The sequence below is a fragment of the Streptomyces sp. AC1-42W genome, from assembly GCF_003248355.1.
In the GTDB taxonomy this organism is placed as follows: Bacteria; Actinomycetota; Actinomycetes; order Streptomycetales; family Streptomycetaceae; genus Streptomyces.
Genome location: NZ_QKWY01000001.1, coordinates 1032904 through 1048066, shown reverse-complemented (window position 1 = coordinate 1048066; position 15163 = coordinate 1032904). Strand labels below are relative to the sequence as shown.

The 15163-nt window shown below is 71.7% G+C and carries 13 protein-coding genes and 1 riboswitch; of the genes, 3 read left to right on the top strand and 10 right to left on the bottom strand.

Annotation, left to right across the window (positions count from 1 at the left end; all coding sequences use genetic code 11):
• Positions 1-123: 123 nt before the first annotated feature.
• From DNK56_RS04815 to DNK56_RS04805, 3 genes are all read right to left on the bottom strand, one after another.
• A complete protein-coding gene (locus tag DNK56_RS04815; protein ID WP_111330757.1) occupies positions 124-879 on the bottom strand; it encodes a LysM peptidoglycan-binding domain-containing protein in 756 nt (251 codons plus the stop codon).
• 4 nt (positions 880-883) lie between these two features.
• A riboswitch (cyclic di-AMP (ydaO/yuaA leader) is annotated at positions 884-1055 on the bottom strand.
• Positions 1056-1322: 267 nt separating this feature from the next.
• Entirely contained in the window at positions 1323-2360 is a 1038-nt protein-coding gene (locus DNK56_RS04810; protein WP_111330754.1) for a LysM peptidoglycan-binding domain-containing protein, read from the bottom strand.
• A gap of 417 nt (positions 2361-2777) precedes the next feature.
• Positions 2778-4088, bottom strand: a complete 1311-nt coding sequence (locus DNK56_RS04805) for an RNA-guided endonuclease InsQ/TnpB family protein (RefSeq protein ID WP_241989761.1) — start codon at positions 4086-4088, stop codon at positions 2778-2780.
• Positions 4089-4617: 529 nt separating this feature from the next.
• Between DNK56_RS04805 and DNK56_RS04800 the strand changes: the two genes are divergently transcribed.
• Positions 4618-5865, top strand: coding sequence for a cytochrome P450 family protein (locus DNK56_RS04800; protein WP_342211071.1), 1248 nt, complete (start codon positions 4618-4620; stop codon positions 5863-5865).
• On the opposite strand, the gene DNK56_RS04795 is transcribed toward DNK56_RS04800, so the two are convergent.
• From DNK56_RS04795 to DNK56_RS04765, 7 genes are all read right to left on the bottom strand, one after another.
• Complete coding sequence (locus DNK56_RS04795) at positions 5837-6802, bottom strand: nucleoside triphosphate pyrophosphohydrolase (protein ID WP_111330749.1); 966 nt, start codon at positions 6800-6802, stop codon at positions 5837-5839. The genes DNK56_RS04800 and DNK56_RS04795 overlap by 29 nt on opposite strands.
• Positions 6803-6835: 33 nt before the next feature.
• Positions 6836-7492, bottom strand: coding sequence for a SurA N-terminal domain-containing protein (locus tag DNK56_RS04790; protein WP_111330746.1), 657 nt, complete (start codon positions 7490-7492; stop codon positions 6836-6838).
• Positions 7493-7628: 136 nt separating this feature from the next.
• On the bottom strand, positions 7629-8030 hold the full coding sequence (locus DNK56_RS04785; protein WP_111330744.1) for a GtrA family protein: 402 nt from the start codon (positions 8028-8030) through the stop codon (positions 7629-7631).
• The gene (locus tag DNK56_RS04780; RefSeq protein WP_111330741.1) at positions 8027-8995 is read right to left on the bottom strand and encodes a glycosyltransferase family 2 protein; all 969 of its coding nucleotides are present in this window, start codon (positions 8993-8995) and stop codon (positions 8027-8029) included. Before DNK56_RS04780 ends, DNK56_RS04785 begins: the two co-directional genes overlap by 4 nt.
• 104 nt (positions 8996-9099) lie before the next feature.
• Entirely contained in the window at positions 9100-10632 is a 1533-nt protein-coding gene (locus DNK56_RS04775) for a serine/threonine-protein kinase (protein ID WP_111330738.1), read from the bottom strand.
• Positions 10629-11189 (bottom strand): hypothetical protein, encoded by a 561-nt coding sequence (locus DNK56_RS04770; protein WP_241989760.1) that lies wholly within the window; start codon positions 11187-11189, stop codon positions 10629-10631. Before DNK56_RS04770 ends, DNK56_RS04775 begins: the two co-directional genes overlap by 4 nt.
• Positions 11190-11422: 233 nt before the next feature.
• A complete protein-coding gene (locus DNK56_RS04765; RefSeq protein ID WP_111330734.1) occupies positions 11423-13495 on the bottom strand; it encodes an N-6 DNA methylase in 2073 nt (690 codons plus the stop codon).
• Positions 13496-13752: 257 nt separating this feature from the next.
• Between DNK56_RS04765 and DNK56_RS04760 the strand changes: the two genes are divergently transcribed.
• Both DNK56_RS04760 and DNK56_RS04755 read left to right on the top strand, forming a co-directional pair.
• A complete protein-coding gene (locus tag DNK56_RS04760; RefSeq protein ID WP_111330732.1) occupies positions 13753-14619 on the top strand; it encodes a DUF4190 domain-containing protein in 867 nt (288 codons plus the stop codon).
• 186 nt (positions 14620-14805) lie between these two features.
• Entirely contained in the window at positions 14806-15135 is a 330-nt protein-coding gene (locus DNK56_RS04755) for a cupin domain-containing protein (protein ID WP_111330730.1), read from the top strand.
• The last annotated feature ends 28 nt before the right edge of the window (positions 15136-15163 follow it).

The window sequence follows — 15163 nt, the reverse complement described above, 5'->3', positions numbered from 1 at the left end:
CCCTGGGACGAAAAAGGACCCAAGGGCGGGCATAAGCGGACGCAACGCCAGATAGTTACCGACTGGTAACTACAACAGTTGAACGGACCGGGCCGGCAGGCGATCAGCGAGGAGAGGCCGCGACTACTTCGTCAGGTGGAGCTTCTGACCGGGGTAGATCAGGTCGGCGTCCTGGACGATGTCCTTGTTCAGCTCGAACAGCCGCTCCCAGCCGCCCTTGACGTGGTGGTCGGCGGCGATCTTGCTCAGCGAGTCGCCGGTGACGACCTTGTACTCGCCGTCGCCCTTGGCGACCTTCTTGCCGGTGGGAGTGGTGACCGTCTTCTTCGCGGCCTCGTTCGGCGCGTCGGAGCGGTCGGAGCGGTTGGTGGCCGGGGCCTCGGTGCGCTTCGGGGCGGACTCCCGCTTCGGCGCGGCCTCCTGCTTGGGGGCGGCCTCCTGCTTCGGCGCGGTCTCCTGCTTCGCGGCACCGGAGCCGGTGTCCACACCGGGGTCGACGCCGTCGTTGGTCAGGCCGCCGGCACCGGCGCAGGCCCAGGCGCCCGGACCCTGCATATCCAGGAGGCGCTCGGCGGTGGCGATCTGCTGGGCCTTGGTGGCCAGGTCGGCGCGCGGGGCGTACTGCGTACCGCCGGCGGCGGCCCAGCTGGACTGGGAGAACTGCAGACCGCCGTAGTAGCCGTTGCCCGTGTTGATGGACCAGTTGCCACCGGACTCGCACTGGGCGACGGCGTCCCAGGTGGCGACCGAGGCGGCGGAGGCGTTGGTGGCGCCCATCAGGGGCACGGCCACGGCGGCGCCGGCGACACCGGCCAGGGTGGCGAGACGGACGGCCTTGGACGGACGGCGGTGCTTGTTGCTCTTGCGGTTGAGCAGCATCGAGTCTTCTCCTCACCGACGCCTACGAGGTGAGCTGTCGGGTTCGGGCCAAGTGAGTTGCCCGGTCGCACGTCCTAGCACGCGACTTCACCCCAAGCCGGTCCTGATGCGTCTTGCGACGATCGGGCCCGGCGCCTACCTGGGTCCCCCGCTCCTGCCTACGGCGCTTTCGCGTCTGTTCCCTTCGACCGACGGCAGGATTCGGCGTGACGGTCGACGGGGCCCGCGGTGCGAGCGGTTCCGACCGTAATCACACCCAACCGTCATATTCAAAGACGGACATACCGGATAATCATCACGTAAGAGCATCCGAAGAACCCTCGTTTGCGCAGGTCGGAAGGGATGCGGCGGGACCTCCCGGACAAGGCGCGTGAGTTCACGCAAAGAGACCCATGTCTCACTCGGTCAAAAGTGGGACACGGGCCTCTCAAACCACCCAAACCTCAGCGGGCGTCAGCCCCCAGATCGAGGCTCTGACCGGGCAGGATGAGGTCCGGGTCGGAGCCCACCTCGTCCTTGTTCGCCTCGTACAGCTCCGGCCAGCCGCCGGGCACGTCCTGCGCCTCGGCGATCGCCCAGAGGTTGTCGCCCGGCCGCACGGTGTACGTGTCGCCGTCCGGCCGCGCACCGCCGTCGCGGCCGTCACCGTCGCCCCGCGAGGCGTGCCGGCCCGCGTCGCGCCCGCTGTCCGCCGGGGTGTCCTCGGCGGCCGGGGCGCCCCGGTGCTTGCCGCCCTGCTCCCCCGCGGCGTCCGACGCGCCGGCCGCGGGGTCACTCGCGCCGGAGGGGTCCGCGGAGGGGGTGCCGGAGGGGTCGGCGGACGGCGAGGCGGAGGCGTCTGCGGACGCGCCGTCCTCCGCGCTCCGGCCCGCGTGCTTGCCCTTGGCCTTGGCCTTGCCCGTGCTCGGGCTCGCGCTCTTGCCGGCGCCCCGGTCCGCGGCCGTACCGCCGGCCGCGGCGTCCGCAGACCCGTCCGACGCGGACCGGTCCGACGCGGTGGCGTCGTCCTCCGGGTCGGTGCCGAGTCCGGCGTCCAGGCCCGCGTCCGCGCTGCGGGCGGGCGCGTCGGCCGCCTCGTCGCCCGGGTCCACGTCCGCCGTGCCGGTGCTCTTGGCGAGCCCGGAGATCACCGCGCAGCTGGGCCACGCCTTCGGACCCTTGTCGGCCAGGACCTTCTCGGCCACCGCGATCTGCTGCGCGCGGCTGGCGAGGTCGGCGCGCTCGGCGTACGCCTCACCGCCGTACGCCTTCCACAGCTCCGGCGTGAACTGGAGGCCGCCGTACGAGCCGTTGCCGAGGTCGGCGCTCCAGGTGCCGCCGCTCTCGCACTCGGCCACCCGGTCCCAGGTCGCGGCGTCGGCCGCGTGCGCCCCGGACGCGCCGAGCAGGGGGATGGCCAGGGCCGATCCCGTGACGCCCGCCGCGACGACGATGGCGGGTGCCTGACGAGGGCGGCGGTGTCTGCCGTTCGCGGAGCCCATGGGAGATGCCTTCCGTGTGACTGACAAGCGACTACTGACAAGCGACTGGTGAGTCGAACGGTGAACCTAGCCGGAGTCGAACGTGTGTCACAAGTCGATGCAGCGCAGATCACGTGAAAGTCACAGAGTTGACAGAGTGTCACGATTGCGAGCCGATGTAGGCCCCGCTCCGCAGCCGGAAGGAAGCGCCAAACCCGCCGCATCACAGGGCTGTCCGGGTGTCAAGAGCTTCGCGACACCCCCTCACCGGCGGGCCGGCATTTCCTTTCGGCACCTCGACCGGTCTCTCGGTGGACGACATGGCCACAGCGAACGGTCTCGCTGTACAGGCGGTTGCGGAGATTCGCCGCCCCCACGGCACACCACTACGGGTGAGAAGCCCGCACGCGTTCAGCTCCTCGCACGCCCCGGAAATGTTCATGCCCCGGTCGACGATGAACTCGGTGGCGAAGAGCACCCTGGATTCTTGACATCCTCCCCGTCCCGGAGGGCGGGGATTCCTGGCTCACGTTGGCTGGGGACCTGCGGTCCGCCGGCTCTTGCACGATCGGCACCAGCCGGGTTGAGACCAGCCCGGACCAGCATCACGCGGGCGGAGTTCTTGTCCCTGGGGGACACGGCTCCGCACGCGGTGCAGGTGTAGGTACGTTCCGAGAGAGGTAGTGCGTGCTTGGTTCTCGCTCCGCACGACGCGCAGTCCATGGTGGTGTGCGCGGGATGCACGAGACGGATGTCCCGGCCGTGCTTACGCCCCATCTCGATGAGGGCGGTCTTGGTGGCGCCGATCGCTGCGTCGGCGGCCTTGCGGGCCATGCTGGTCTTCGCCAGGAACTTCGGCCGGAAGTCCTCGACCGCGATGGCGTCGTGGTCGAGGACCACCGCCTTGGCCCACTTACGGGCGGTGTCCTGCCGCTGCCGGACCACCTTCTTGTGCACCTTCGCGGCCTGCCGCCGGGCGTGGCGGTAGCCCTTGGAGGCTGCCTTGCCCCTGGCGGGGCGGCGGCGGGCCATCATCCGCTGATAACGCCCAAGCTTCCGCGCCGCGCTCCTCCCGTGTTCGGGATGGCGGAGGTCGTGGACATCGGATGTGGTGGTGGCGGTCTCCTTCACGCCCCAGTCCACGCCGAGCACACGCCCCGTGGCGGGCAGCGGCTCGGGTTCGGTGGCGACGACGAACGACGCGTACCAGTGGCCCAGACTGTCCCGGTACACCCGCACCGAGGACGGCACGGACGGCAGCCCGCGAGACCACACGACCGTCAGGACGATGCCGCCCGCAAGGTGGAGACGGCCCTTCTTGAGGCGGAATCCGCGCCGGGTGTAGTTCAGCGTGGGCCGTGCGTCCCGCTTCCGCTTCATCCGGGGCATCCCGGCCCGCCGCCGCACCGGCACCCTGGCCTCGATGTCCTTGACCGCCTTGGCACGGGACGTGGCGAAGTCACGGATGACCTGCTGCTGCGGCACCGACGCACCCTCACGCAGCCACACCATCGACTGCCGAGCCCCGGTCAACAGCCTGTCGAGCCGGCCCGGACCACACGTCGTCTTCTCAACGGCATCGCGGTTCGCGACGTGGACCTTGCGGGATATGGCCACGCACTCGTTCCACACCCACCTGCACCGCGCCCACTCCGCCTCCAGCCGGACGAGCGCCGTCGACGACACACGCAGCCGGAAGGTGTACCGGGCAAGCCCGGAAACCCGCTCGGCCGTTGCTGTCGTCGCCATGATCCGCAACCTAACAGCCCCCACTGACAACGAAAGAGAACGCAGGTCAGAACCAATGTGCAGCGAACTACGCCGCTTCGCGGCCCCGCACCGAGGACCCGTTCCTCCCCGTCCTGAAGGACGGGGCATCCTGGGAGAATCAAGGTGACGTGCGTCGAGAACGAGACGGTCCATCTCGGGCCGGCGTCCCAGCACGCCGGACACCGCCTCGTCCACGTACTCGTCGTAGACGGTGGCCTCTTCGCCACGACGATCGCAGCCGATGCGGGCGGGCACAGGCGTGCCACAATGGACATGTTCAGTCCTCCGAGACTGTTCCGTTCCCGGGGTGTTGACGCACCGCCGGAAAGGTGTCGGCCTCATGGCGCTCTATGAAACGCTGTGGGGCCGGTGCCATTTTCCGGAGCGACTATGGCGCACACATGAGCGCTCTACTGCTGGAACAGCCTCTCCCCTCACTCTTTCGTGTGGGGCGATCGTCGTTGCCGTCCCGCGACGGCCCGCGGTGGGGGCCCGATACCGTCATCGTGTGAACCGCACGCCGCCCGAACTCTTCACCTGGGAGTTCGCCACCGACCCGTACCCCGCCTATGCCTGGCTGAGGGAGCACAGCCCCGTACACCGGACGACCCTGCCGAGTGGGGTGGAGGCATGGCTCGTCACCAGGTACGCGGACGCGCGTCAGGCCCTCGCTGACAGTCGGCTCTCCAAGAATCCGGCACACCACGCCAAGGATGCCCAGGGCCGGAGCAAGACCGGTATCCCGGGTGAGCGCAGCGCCAACCTCATGACGCATCTGCTGAACATCGACCCGCCCGACCACACACGGCTGCGCCGCCTGGTGTCCAAGGCGTTCACACCTCGAACGATCGCCGCATTCGGGCCCCGGGTGCAGGATTTGGCGGACCGGCTCATCGACGACTTCGCGGCGAAGGGGGAGGCGGATCTGATTCATGACTTCGCCTTCCCTCTTCCTATCTACGCCATTTGTGATCTGCTCGGTGTACCCGCGGAGGATCAGGACGACTTCCGGGACTGGGCAGGCATGATGATCCGGCACGGCGGCGGGCCGCGCGGTGGGGTCGCCCGGTCCGTGAAGAAGATCCGCGCCTACCTCGCGGAACTGATCCACCGCACGCGGAAGAATCCTGGTGACAACCTGATCTCAGGACTGATCCGGGCGAGCGACCACGGCGAACACCTCACCGAGAACGAGGCCGCCGCGATGTGCTTCGTGATCCTCTTCGCGGGTTTCGAGACGACCATCAACCTGATCGGCAACAGCGCGCACGCCTTCTTCCGGAACCCGCCGCAGCGTGTCGTGTTCCAGAACGCGGTCCAGCGAGGAGACGACCGCCTCCTCGACACCGCCATCGAGGAACTGCTGCGCTTCGACGGCCCGGTGGAACTGGCCACCTGGCGCTACGCCACGGAGCCGCTCCGAATCGGAGGAACGCAGATTCGCGAGGGAGACCCCGTGCTCGTGGTTCTCGCGGCGGCCGACCGCGATCCGGCCCGCTTCTCCGAGCCGGACTCGCTCGATCTGTCCCGTCGGGACAATCAGCATCTCGGCTACGGGCACGGCATCCACTACTGCTTGGGCGCCCCTCTCGCACGGCTTGAGGGCCGCACCGCGCTGGAAACCCTGTTCCGTCGCCTCCCCGACGTTCGACTGTCCGTAGAGCCCGGTGACCTCCGCTGGCGGGGCGGCCTCATCATGCGCGGTCTCCGTACGCTCCCCGTGGAATTCACGGCAGTGAGCCCTCGGCCGTCCTGATCGCGTCCCGGTACGCCCGGCCGGCGGCCCGCAGGGCGGCCTCCGGGTCGATGCCGTCCTCCTGGGCGCGTACGGCGAGGGCGAGGAGCCGGTAGCCGATGTCGTCGCCGCCGGGGAGCGGCACGTCGAGCCCGGCGGTGCGGGCCCGGCCCGCGAGCTTCGCGGCGAGCGCCAGGGCGGGCTGGCCGAGCGGTACCCCGTCGGTGACCGATTCCCGCCGCTTCTCGATCGCCTTGGTGCGCAGCCAGTGGGCGTGGACGTCCTCCGGGGTCTCGGCGGTCTCGTCGCCGAAGACGTGCGGGTGGCGGTGGATCAGCTTCTCGATCAGCGTGCCGGCGACGTCGTCCACGGAGAACGGCTCCTGCTCGTCCTCCTCGGCGATGCGGGCGTGGAAGACGACCTGGAGCAGGACGTCGCCCAGTTCCTCGCGCAGTTCCTCGCGGTCGCCGGCCTCGATCGCCTCGACCAGCTCGTACGCCTCCTCGATGGCGTACTTGGCGAGGCCCTTGTGGGTCTTCCCCGAGGTCCAGGGGCACTCGATCCTGATGCGGTCCATGATCTGGACCAGGTCGAGCAGGCGGGCGCCCGGCAGGTCGTAGGAGCCGGGCAGCAGCTCCAGGTCGGGCATCCGGACCCGGCCGGAGCCGGCCAGGCGGGCCAGGCCGTCGGTGAGCGGCTGGTTGCCGTCGCCGCCGGTGAGAACGATCACGGTCCGGCCGCCCGCGCAGCTGTCCACGAGCTGCTGGGCGTCGGGCAGGCCGGGGGTGACGGTGACGCCGGCCTCGCGCAGATACGGGAGCTGCGGCTGCTCCGGCTCGCCGCAGCGGACCTCGTCGGCGGCGTGCAGGGCCTGCCAGGCGGGCCAGGACAGCAGTCCGGGCGCGACCCGGTGGCTGGCGGTGAGCAGGACGATGCGGCCGGGGTCTTCAGCGTTCACACGGCGAATCTACCCGGCCGCGGGCACCGGCTCTCAGGCCCCGGCGTTCGGGACCGCGCTCTCCTGCTGGGTGACCTGGCTGAGCCAGGGGGCCTTGTAGTCGCCGAGCTGGATCTGCTGGTGGTCCCAGGCGCCGTAGCGCGGGTTGACGTCGACGTTCAGCGCCTTGGACGCCTTGGTCAGGGCCTCGCCGACGGCCCGGCTGCCCTCGGGCGTGGCCAGGTCGGCGCCGAGTGCCTGGCCGAGCTTGGTGAGCTGGATCTGCTCGCGCAGGAAGCCGTCGATCTGGTCCGGTGCGAGCCAGCGCTCCTGGAGGACGGCCGCCCGGAGGCCCTCCTCACCGTTGTAGTTCGCGACGACCGACGTGCGCATCTGCTGGATCTCGGCGCTGGAGACGGTGATGCCCGCGTCCGCGGCCGCCCGGTCCAGGACGCGGTCCAGGATCAGCCCGTGCAGCTTGGCGCGGGCGAGCCGGCCACTGCGGTCGGTGAGCTGGGCGGCCTGGTCGGAGGAGTTCTGCGCTTCGCGTACGTCCGCCACCTGGGCCTGCACGGTGGACACCGTGATCCGTTCGCCGCCGACGACGGCCGCGGCGCCGGGGTGGGCCTGGCTGCCGCAGGCGGTGAGGAGCGGCGCTGCGGCGAGCAGTGCCGCGGAGACGGTGAGCGCGGTGCGACGGCGGCGGTGCAAAGGAGCCTCCCGAGGAGATTGTGCGGCGGTGCACAAGGCCTTGCGATGATCGATGTTAGGCAGTGGAACAAGTCACGGCCACTGATTCGACCAACGATTCGGGAGCAGTTGGGGATGTGGCCCGCCTTCGGGCGGCTCAGCCGACTGGTTCGGCCGTTTTCTGCGGTGTGTCCGGTCGGAGCATGATCGTGCGGGAGAGCAGGAAGGTCACGGGGATCGCGGCGGCCGCCGCGACGGGCGGGGCGTAGCGGCTGCTGAACCCGGCCACATCGACGAGGAGGTAGACCCCGCCGGTGGTGATGACGAAGTTCGCCGCGTTGGTGAGCGGGAAGAGCAGGAACTTCCGCCAGGTGGGCCGGGTGCGGTAGGTGACGTACGAGGTGAGGAAGAAGGAGCCGGTCATGCTGAGCGCGAAGGCGAGGGCGTGCGCGGCCAGATACGGCAGTACGTGCAGGAGCAGCAGGTAGCAGCCGTAGTACGTGGCCGTGTTCACCGCTCCGACGAGGACGAAACGTACGAGTTGGGCGGAGACCGTCATCGGCGGGCGAACTCCTGCGGCTCCCGGTCGGGGGTGTTGCGGCGGGTCTGCGCGTTGGTGGCCTTGACGAGGAAGTGCGGGCGGCGCTTGACCTCGTAGTAGATGCGGCCGACGTATTCGCCGACGACCCCGGCGAGCACCATCTGGACGCCGGCGAGCGCGGTGACCACGACGAGCAGGGTGACGTAGCCGGGGGTCTCGACGCCGCGCACGAGGGCGACGCCGACGATCCAGGCGGCGTGGAGGAGGGCGAGCGAGGTCAGCAGCAGGCCGAGGTAGAGGGCGGCGCGCAGGGGCTTGTTGTTGAAGGAGAGCAGCCCGTCGAGGCCGTAGTTGAGGAGTTTGCCGAAGGTCCAGGCGGAGCGGCCCTGTTCGCGTACGGCGTTCTCGTAGCCGAAGGTCGTGGTGGGGAAGCCGACCCAGGCGAAGAGGCCCTTGGAGAAGCGGTTGTACTCGGTGAGGGAGAGCACGGCGTCGGCGGCGCGGCGCGACAGGAGCCGGAAGTCTCCGACGCCGTCCACGAGTTCGACGTCGATCAGGCGGTTGATCAGCCAGTAGTAGGCGCGTGCGGTGAGGGTGCGGGTGACGCGGTCGCCGGCACGGGTGCGGCGGGCGATGACCTGGTCGTAGCCGCGTGCGTGTTCCTGGAGCATGCGGCCGATGAGTTCGGGCGGGTGCTGGAGGTCGGCGTCCATGAGGACGACGGCGTCGCCGTCCGCGTGCTGGAGTCCGGCCAGCATGGCGGCCTCCTTGCCGAAGTTGCGGCTGAAGGAGACGTAGCGGACGCGGGGGTCGGTGGCGGCCAGTCGTTCGATGAGGGGCAGGGTCCGGTCGGCGCTGCCGTCGTCCACGTAGACGATCTCGAACGCGTGGCCGATGCCTAACATTTCGTCCGTGACGCGTGCGTGGAAGCGGTCGAGGACTTCTTCCTCGTTGTAGCAGGGCACCACCAGCGAGATCAGCACCCATGTACATCACCGGGTGCACGTGTCGTCCGCCGGAGCCCGGTGTGACGGCCGGGCGGCCATCGGGTGAACGGACCCGGACGCCCTTCCCGGCGTCCGGCCGCTCAGCCGCCCCGGACCTGCACGCGCCGTTCCAGTTGCCGGCGCAGGTCGGCGGGCAGCGGGTGGTGCGGTCCGTAGGCGCGCTCGGTGTCGTGGAGCAGCGCCTGGAGCTGGGCGATCGCCCCGGCGTGGTCGCCGAGGGCGAGGAGCAGTTCGCCGATGCGGTGGCGGATCTCGTAGGAGCGCGCCGGGTCGTTGCCCGTGGCGTACTGGTTCTCGTAGTAGGGCAGGACGGCGCGGTACTCGGCGAGCGCGGCGGCGGGTTCGCCGAGCTGTTCCAGGCACTGGGCGACGTCGCGGCGGTAGCCGAGGGTCTGCGGGTCGGCGGGGCCCGCCTCGGCGGCCCGGTCGTCGGCGAGCCGGCGCAGCTCGGGCAGGGCGCGGCGGTACTGCCCGTCGTCCATGAGGGTCGCGGCGTACTGCTTGCGCAGGATGCGCACGACCGGGGAGCCGGGGCCGTGCTGTTCGGCGGCGACGGGGAGCAGGCCGCCGAGCATGTCCACGGCCTGGGTGATGCGGCCTTCGCCGAGGAGGCGCTTGACCTCGTCGACGGCTGCGGCGACGTCCGGGCGGGCGGGCGCCGGGGCGGGCCTGGCGGGCGGCGGGACGGTGGCGCGGTCGGGCCAGGGGGCGTGCGGGCGCAGGAAGGGGCGGGTGGGGTCGAGGGGGCCGGAGGGCTGCCGGGAGCCGCGTGCGGGCAGCAGCGGGGCGAGCTGTTCGTACACCTCCTGGGCGCTGGCGGGGCGGTGCTGCGGGTCCTTGGCGAGCAGCCGCAGGACCAGTGTCTCCAGGGCCTCGGGGATGTCGGGCCTGATCTGCCGGACGGGCAGGGGCGGTTCGTAGAGGTGGCGGTGGAGCACGCCGAGGGCGGTGGAGCCGGCGAAGGGCACGTCGCCGCTGAGCAGTTCGTGCAGCAGGACGCCGAGGGCGTACAGGTCGGTGTACGGGCCGACGGCGCCGCCCATGGCCTGTTCGGGGGCCATGTAGGCCGGGGAGCCGATGGGCGAGCCGGTGTTGGTGAGCCGGGTGGTGTCGGTGTCGAGGACGGAGGCGACGCCGAGGTCGAGGACGAGGACGGTGCCGTCCGGACGGACCATCACGTTGCGGGGCTTGAGGTCGCGGTGGACGATCGGCACGGCGTGCACGGCGCTGAGGACGGCGCACAGCTGGGCGGCGACCGCGACGGCCCACGGCCAGGGGTAGGGGTCGTGTTCGGCGAGGTGGTCGCCGAGGTCGGCGCCCTCCACGTACTGCATGACGAGGAAGAGGTCGTCGCCGTCGCTGCCGGCGTCGTGCACGGTGACCAGGCCGGGGTGGTCCACCTGGGCGGTGACGCGGCACTCGCGGACGAAGCGGCGGCGCAGCTCCTCCGCCGCGTCGCTCCCGATGGGGCCGGTGACCCGGTCGGGGCGCAGCAGTTTGACGGCGACCCGGCGGTCCAGGCGCTGGTCGTAGGCCGTCCAGACCTGGCCCATGCCGCCCTGGCCGAGGATCGTGGCCAGTTCGTACCGCCCGCCGACGAGGCGGCCGTTCACCGGCCCTCCTCCTTGCGGAGGTAGTCGCTCAGCTCGTCCAGTTCGGCGCGGACCTGGTCGATGCGGTGGGGCGGCGGGGGCGGGGTGGGGGTCGGGGTGTGCGGCGTGGTGTGCGGCCGGGGTGCCGGGGGCTGGGCGCGGGGCGGTGCGTAGGGGGGCGGGGCGGGCAGCGGGACATGCGGCCCGTACAGCGGGGTGGGCAGCGGGACGGTGGTCGCGTAGCCGTAGTGGGGCGCCGGCTGCGGGAGGGCGGTGCCCCGGTCCGGGAACCGGGCCGTGAGCCGCGCGTAGTGGCGGATGTCGGCGACGAGGTAGTGCGCGCAGGCGCCCGCCATCGCTATGAGGAGCAGCGGGATGAAGATGTCGTCGAGCCTGTTCGTCTCGCCCTCCGGGCCGTCCTGGCCGATGATCGGCAGCAGCACGCAGACGAGGACGAAGCCGGCGCCGGCGGTCCACCAGTCCGCGGCGCGGCGGCGGACGCAGGCCAGCCGGAGCAGCGGCGCCCACAGCAGCAGGCCGAGGGAGCAGATCGCGAGCGCGGGGAACAGCACGCGCATGGACACGATCCAGGCCCGGCCGGGGACTCGGCGCGGCGCCGCGGGCGCGGGACCCGACGCATACATGGCTGCTCCTGGAATGCCTGGTCGTGGAAGGTACGCGCGCGGGGACGTGCGTACGGATTCGAGCGTAAGGGGCGACACCGACAGGGGCGCCGGGGTTGTGCGGAACCGTTGTGGTTCCGATCACCTCCGGGTGGCCGCGTCCGCTGCCGGTCCCGCCGTCGCCGCTGTCATTCCGGGGTGACCGTACCGTCCGTCAGGCCGTCGTAGAGGCCCTGGGCGAGTTGTCCGCCGAGGCGTCCGGCGAGCCGCAGCGCGTCCTCGAACGCGGCGAGGGCGCGGAAGCGTTCGCCGTAGCGGCGCTGTTCGGACAGGGGCAGGCGCGGCAGTTGGAGGCGGCGGGCGTCGAGCCGGGTCGCGGTGGAGGCGTGGCTGCTGGCCTGCCGGTTGTTGGTGGTGCCGCGCAGGAAGCCGGCGAGGAACCAGGGGTCGAGCACGGCCGGGTCGGGGCGCAGCAGCTGGAGGTTGCGGCCGAGCGCGGCGCCGGCGGTGGCCTCGTCGACGACGCGGACGACGGTGACGCCGCCGAGTACGGGGACGACGACGTCGCCGGCCGCGACGAGGACGGGTTCCTCGGGTGTCCCGTCGGCGGGGAGGCTGCCGGAGGGGCCGGTGCCCGCGAGGACGTCGTGTTCGGTGAGGACGGGGCCGGTTCCGGTGCCGGGGCCGCCGTGCCGGAGCTGGAGGGCGCCGGCGCGGGCGAGTTCGCCGAGGGTGGTGAGCGGGCGGTGCGCGGGGGTGGCGGGGGCGGGCGGGGGCGGGGTGAGCCCGGTGGCCAGGCCCAGGGTGCGGGTGAGCCGTTCGCGTACGCCGGCCAGCTCGGCGGGGCCGCGGGTGGCGGCGGGGGACGGCAGGTGGCGGGCGGGGGCGAGGTCCACGTCGTCGTCGAGGAGTTCGATGACGGGGACGGTGCGGGAGGCGCCGGAGCGCGGGTCGGCGGGCTGCGGGCGCCCGTCCTCGTACGCCTGCCAGGCGTCGAGCACGGTGTGGCGCAGGGCGGCCGGGTCCAGGCGTTCGCGGCCGCCCCGCTCGGCGGTCTCGGCCGGGTCCGCGGTGTCGACCAGGAGGAGTTCGGGCGAGGGGTGCGGCTCGGCGCCCGGCCTGCGCAGCACCCACAGGTGCAGGGGGACGCCGTAGGGGGGCGCGGCGCCGGCCGGCAGGGCGACGACGGCGCGCAGGGTGCCCCGGCGCAGGAGGTCGGCACGGATGCGGCGGCCGGAGCGGCGGGACGCGGCGGCGGGCGGCATCAGCAGGACGGCGGTGCCGCCGTCACGCAGCCGGGCCAGTGCGTGCTGCACCCAGGCGAGTTCGGACTCGGTGCGGGCGGGCAGTCCGTACTCCCAGCGCGGGTCGTAGGCGAGTTCCTCGTGGCCCCAGTTGCGTTCGTTGAACGGGGGGTGGCAGAGGACGGCGTCGGCGGCCAGTTCGGGGAAGGCGTCGGCGCGCAGCGTGTCGCCGGTGCGCACGTCGGGCGCGCCGGCGCCGGGGGTGGTGCGCAGGGCGAGGCGGAGGGCGGTGACGGCGGCGAGGCCGGGGTCGCTCTCCTGCCCGTACCGGGTGGCCGGTCCGGGGACGGCGGCCAGCAGTGCGCCGGTGCCGGCCGCGGGGTCGAGGACGGTGCGTACGGCGGGGTCGCCGGTGCCGGCCAGTTCCGCCATGAGTTCGGCGAGGCCGGGCGGGGTGAGCGTGTACTGGCGCGGGTTGGCGTCGAGCTGGCGGCCGAGCAGGAACTCGTACGTCTCGCGGGTGCCGGTCCCGGCGGCGAGTTCGGCGGCGGAGCGCAGCAGCGGGACGGAGGGGAGGAGTTCGGCGCGGTCCGGGGTGTGGACGGCGCGTCCGTTGCCGGCGGGACCGAAGCGGTCGGCGAGGACGTCGCCCAGGGCGAGGGTGAGCACGCCGGCCATCCGTTCGTCGCTCACGCCGGTGATCTCGCGCCAGGCGGCGGGGCTGCGGTCCACCAGGAGGAGGGCGCAGCCGACGTGGACGAGGGCGGTGACGGCGCCGGCCGGGTGTCCGGCCAGTTGCTGCCAGACGCGTTCGCGGAGGGGGACCTCGACGAGTTTGCCCTGGTCGCGGAGCCATCGCTCGACCTCGGACAGGGCGAAGGAGGGGCTGGTCTCGGTGCCGCCGACGGGCTGGGGGAAGTCGGCGTGCCGGCGGCGCCAGTTGCTGACGGCGGCGCGTCCCACCCCGGCCAGGCGGGCGATCCCGGCGGCGGTCACCTCTGTCGCGTTCTCCGGCACTGCTGTCTCCCTGTCCCGCTGCCGGCCGATGCCTGGACAGCGCATCACGTGATGCGTTGCGGCCGTGCGGGCGAGCATACCGACCCGTTCACAGAGCACGCCCATCCTCTTCGTTCACATCGAGCGGTGTGTCATTTCCTGTGAACCGTGTTGACTCGGTTCACACATGATGGTGTCATTGCCCCGTCGCCGCACGACAGCGGCAGCCGCAACCGCAACCGCTCACGTTTCCCCCGTACTTGCCGAAGGGCACAGCCATGTCCCAGTTCACGCAGCCGCAGCAGTCCCCGTACTCCCAGCCGCAGCAGCCGTACGGCCCCGGTCATGCGCCGGGTATGCGCCCCGCGCGCAACGGGCTGGGCATCGCCGCCCTGATCCTCGGGCTCATCGGCGCGGTCTCCGGCCTGATCCCGTTCCTCTTCTGGCTGGCGGGCATCCTCGGCACCATCGCACTGGTCCTGGGCCTGGTGGGCCGGGGCCGCGCCAAGCGGGGCGAGGCGACGAACAAGGGCATGGCGACGTTCGGCACGATCCTGGCGCTGATCGCGCTGATCATGTCGGTGGTCGGCGCGGTGATCACGTTCAAGGCGGTGGACGACGCGGTGGACGACCTGAACAAGGCGGTGTCGGACACGACGGCGTCCGCGAAGCCGAAGGCGGGCGGGGACGCGGCGAAGGACAAGGACAAGAACAAGGGCGGCGACAAGGCGAAGGGCGAGGAGAAGCCCCTCGACGAGGCGCTGGAGGCCGGTGACTCGGCGGTCTACGACGACGACCTCACGGTCACGGTCGGCGACCCGGCGGCGTACTCCCCGAGCGAATACTCCGTGGGCCACACCAAGGGCAACAAGGCGTACAAGGTCACCGTCGTCATCGAGAACGCCGGCAAGGAGAAGTTCGAAGCCACGCTCGTCACCGCCGATGCGCGGGCCGGCGCGGACGGGGTGAACGCCGAGAAGATCTTCGACGACAAGGTCGGCGAGGGCTTCACCGGCACGATCCTGCCGGGCAAGAAGGTCACGGTGACCTACGCCTTCGACGCGCCGTCCGACGCGAAGAACCTCACGGTGGAGATCAGCCCCGGCATCTTCTACGACGCCTCGCAGTGGGAGCTCACGCTCTGACCCGCAGGGCCTCCGGCCCGTACGACCCGCGCACCACCCGTCCCCGGGGGCGGGTGGTGCACACGTGCTGTGCATCGTGCGTCAGGTGGTGCACCTGTGGCGTAGGAATCGGCATGTACGCGCCGTACGCTCACCGGCACCGGCAGGCGGCGACGAGCCCGTCGCCGTACCGAATGGGGGACATCCATGCTTCCGGGGTTCACGATCGCCTCGCCGCGCCACTGGCCGGAACCGGTCGAGGCCGGTGAGGGGATCACGGCCTGGCGGATCAAGGAGGCGTCGGCGGCCGACCCGAGCGTGATGATGGTGCTCCGCTTCGCGGGCGGCGCCGCCTTCGGCGAGGACCGGCACGGCGTACGGGAGATCGTGCACGTCATGGAGGGCGAGTTCGGCGACGGCCGGGACGTCTGGCCCGCCGGAACGGTCATCTGCGGCGAGCCGGGCTCGGTGCACCACCCCCAGTCGGCGACGGGCTGCACGCTGCTGGTCATCTACCCGGACGGCGAGGCCGCCTGAAATCGTTGCGGCCGGCTCACGGGGGTGG

Bases quoted from the DNA above. Each gene is read 5' to 3' on its own strand.
- DNK56_RS04815 (WP_111330757.1), bottom strand. From the start codon at position 879: ATGCTGCTCAACCGCAAGAGCAACAAGCACCGCCGTCCGTCCAAGGCC.
- DNK56_RS04810 (WP_111330754.1), bottom strand. From the start codon at position 2,360: ATGGGCTCCGCGAACGGCAGACACCGCCGCCCTCGTCAGGCACCCGCC.
- DNK56_RS04805 (WP_241989761.1), bottom strand. From the start codon at position 4,088: ATGGCGACGACAGCAACGGCCGAGCGGGTTTCCGGGCTTGCCCGGTAC.
- DNK56_RS04785 (WP_111330744.1), bottom strand. From the start codon at position 8,030: ATGACGGTCTCCGCCCAACTCGTACGTTTCGTCCTCGTCGGAGCGGTG.
- DNK56_RS04770 (WP_241989760.1), bottom strand. From the start codon at position 11,189: ATGCGCGTGCTGTTCCCCGCGCTCGCGATCTGCTCCCTCGGCCTGCTG.
- DNK56_RS04760 (WP_111330732.1), top strand. From the start codon at position 13,753: ATGTCCCAGTTCACGCAGCCGCAGCAGTCCCCGTACTCCCAGCCGCAG.
- DNK56_RS04755 (WP_111330730.1), top strand. From the start codon at position 14,806: ATGCTTCCGGGGTTCACGATCGCCTCGCCGCGCCACTGGCCGGAACCG.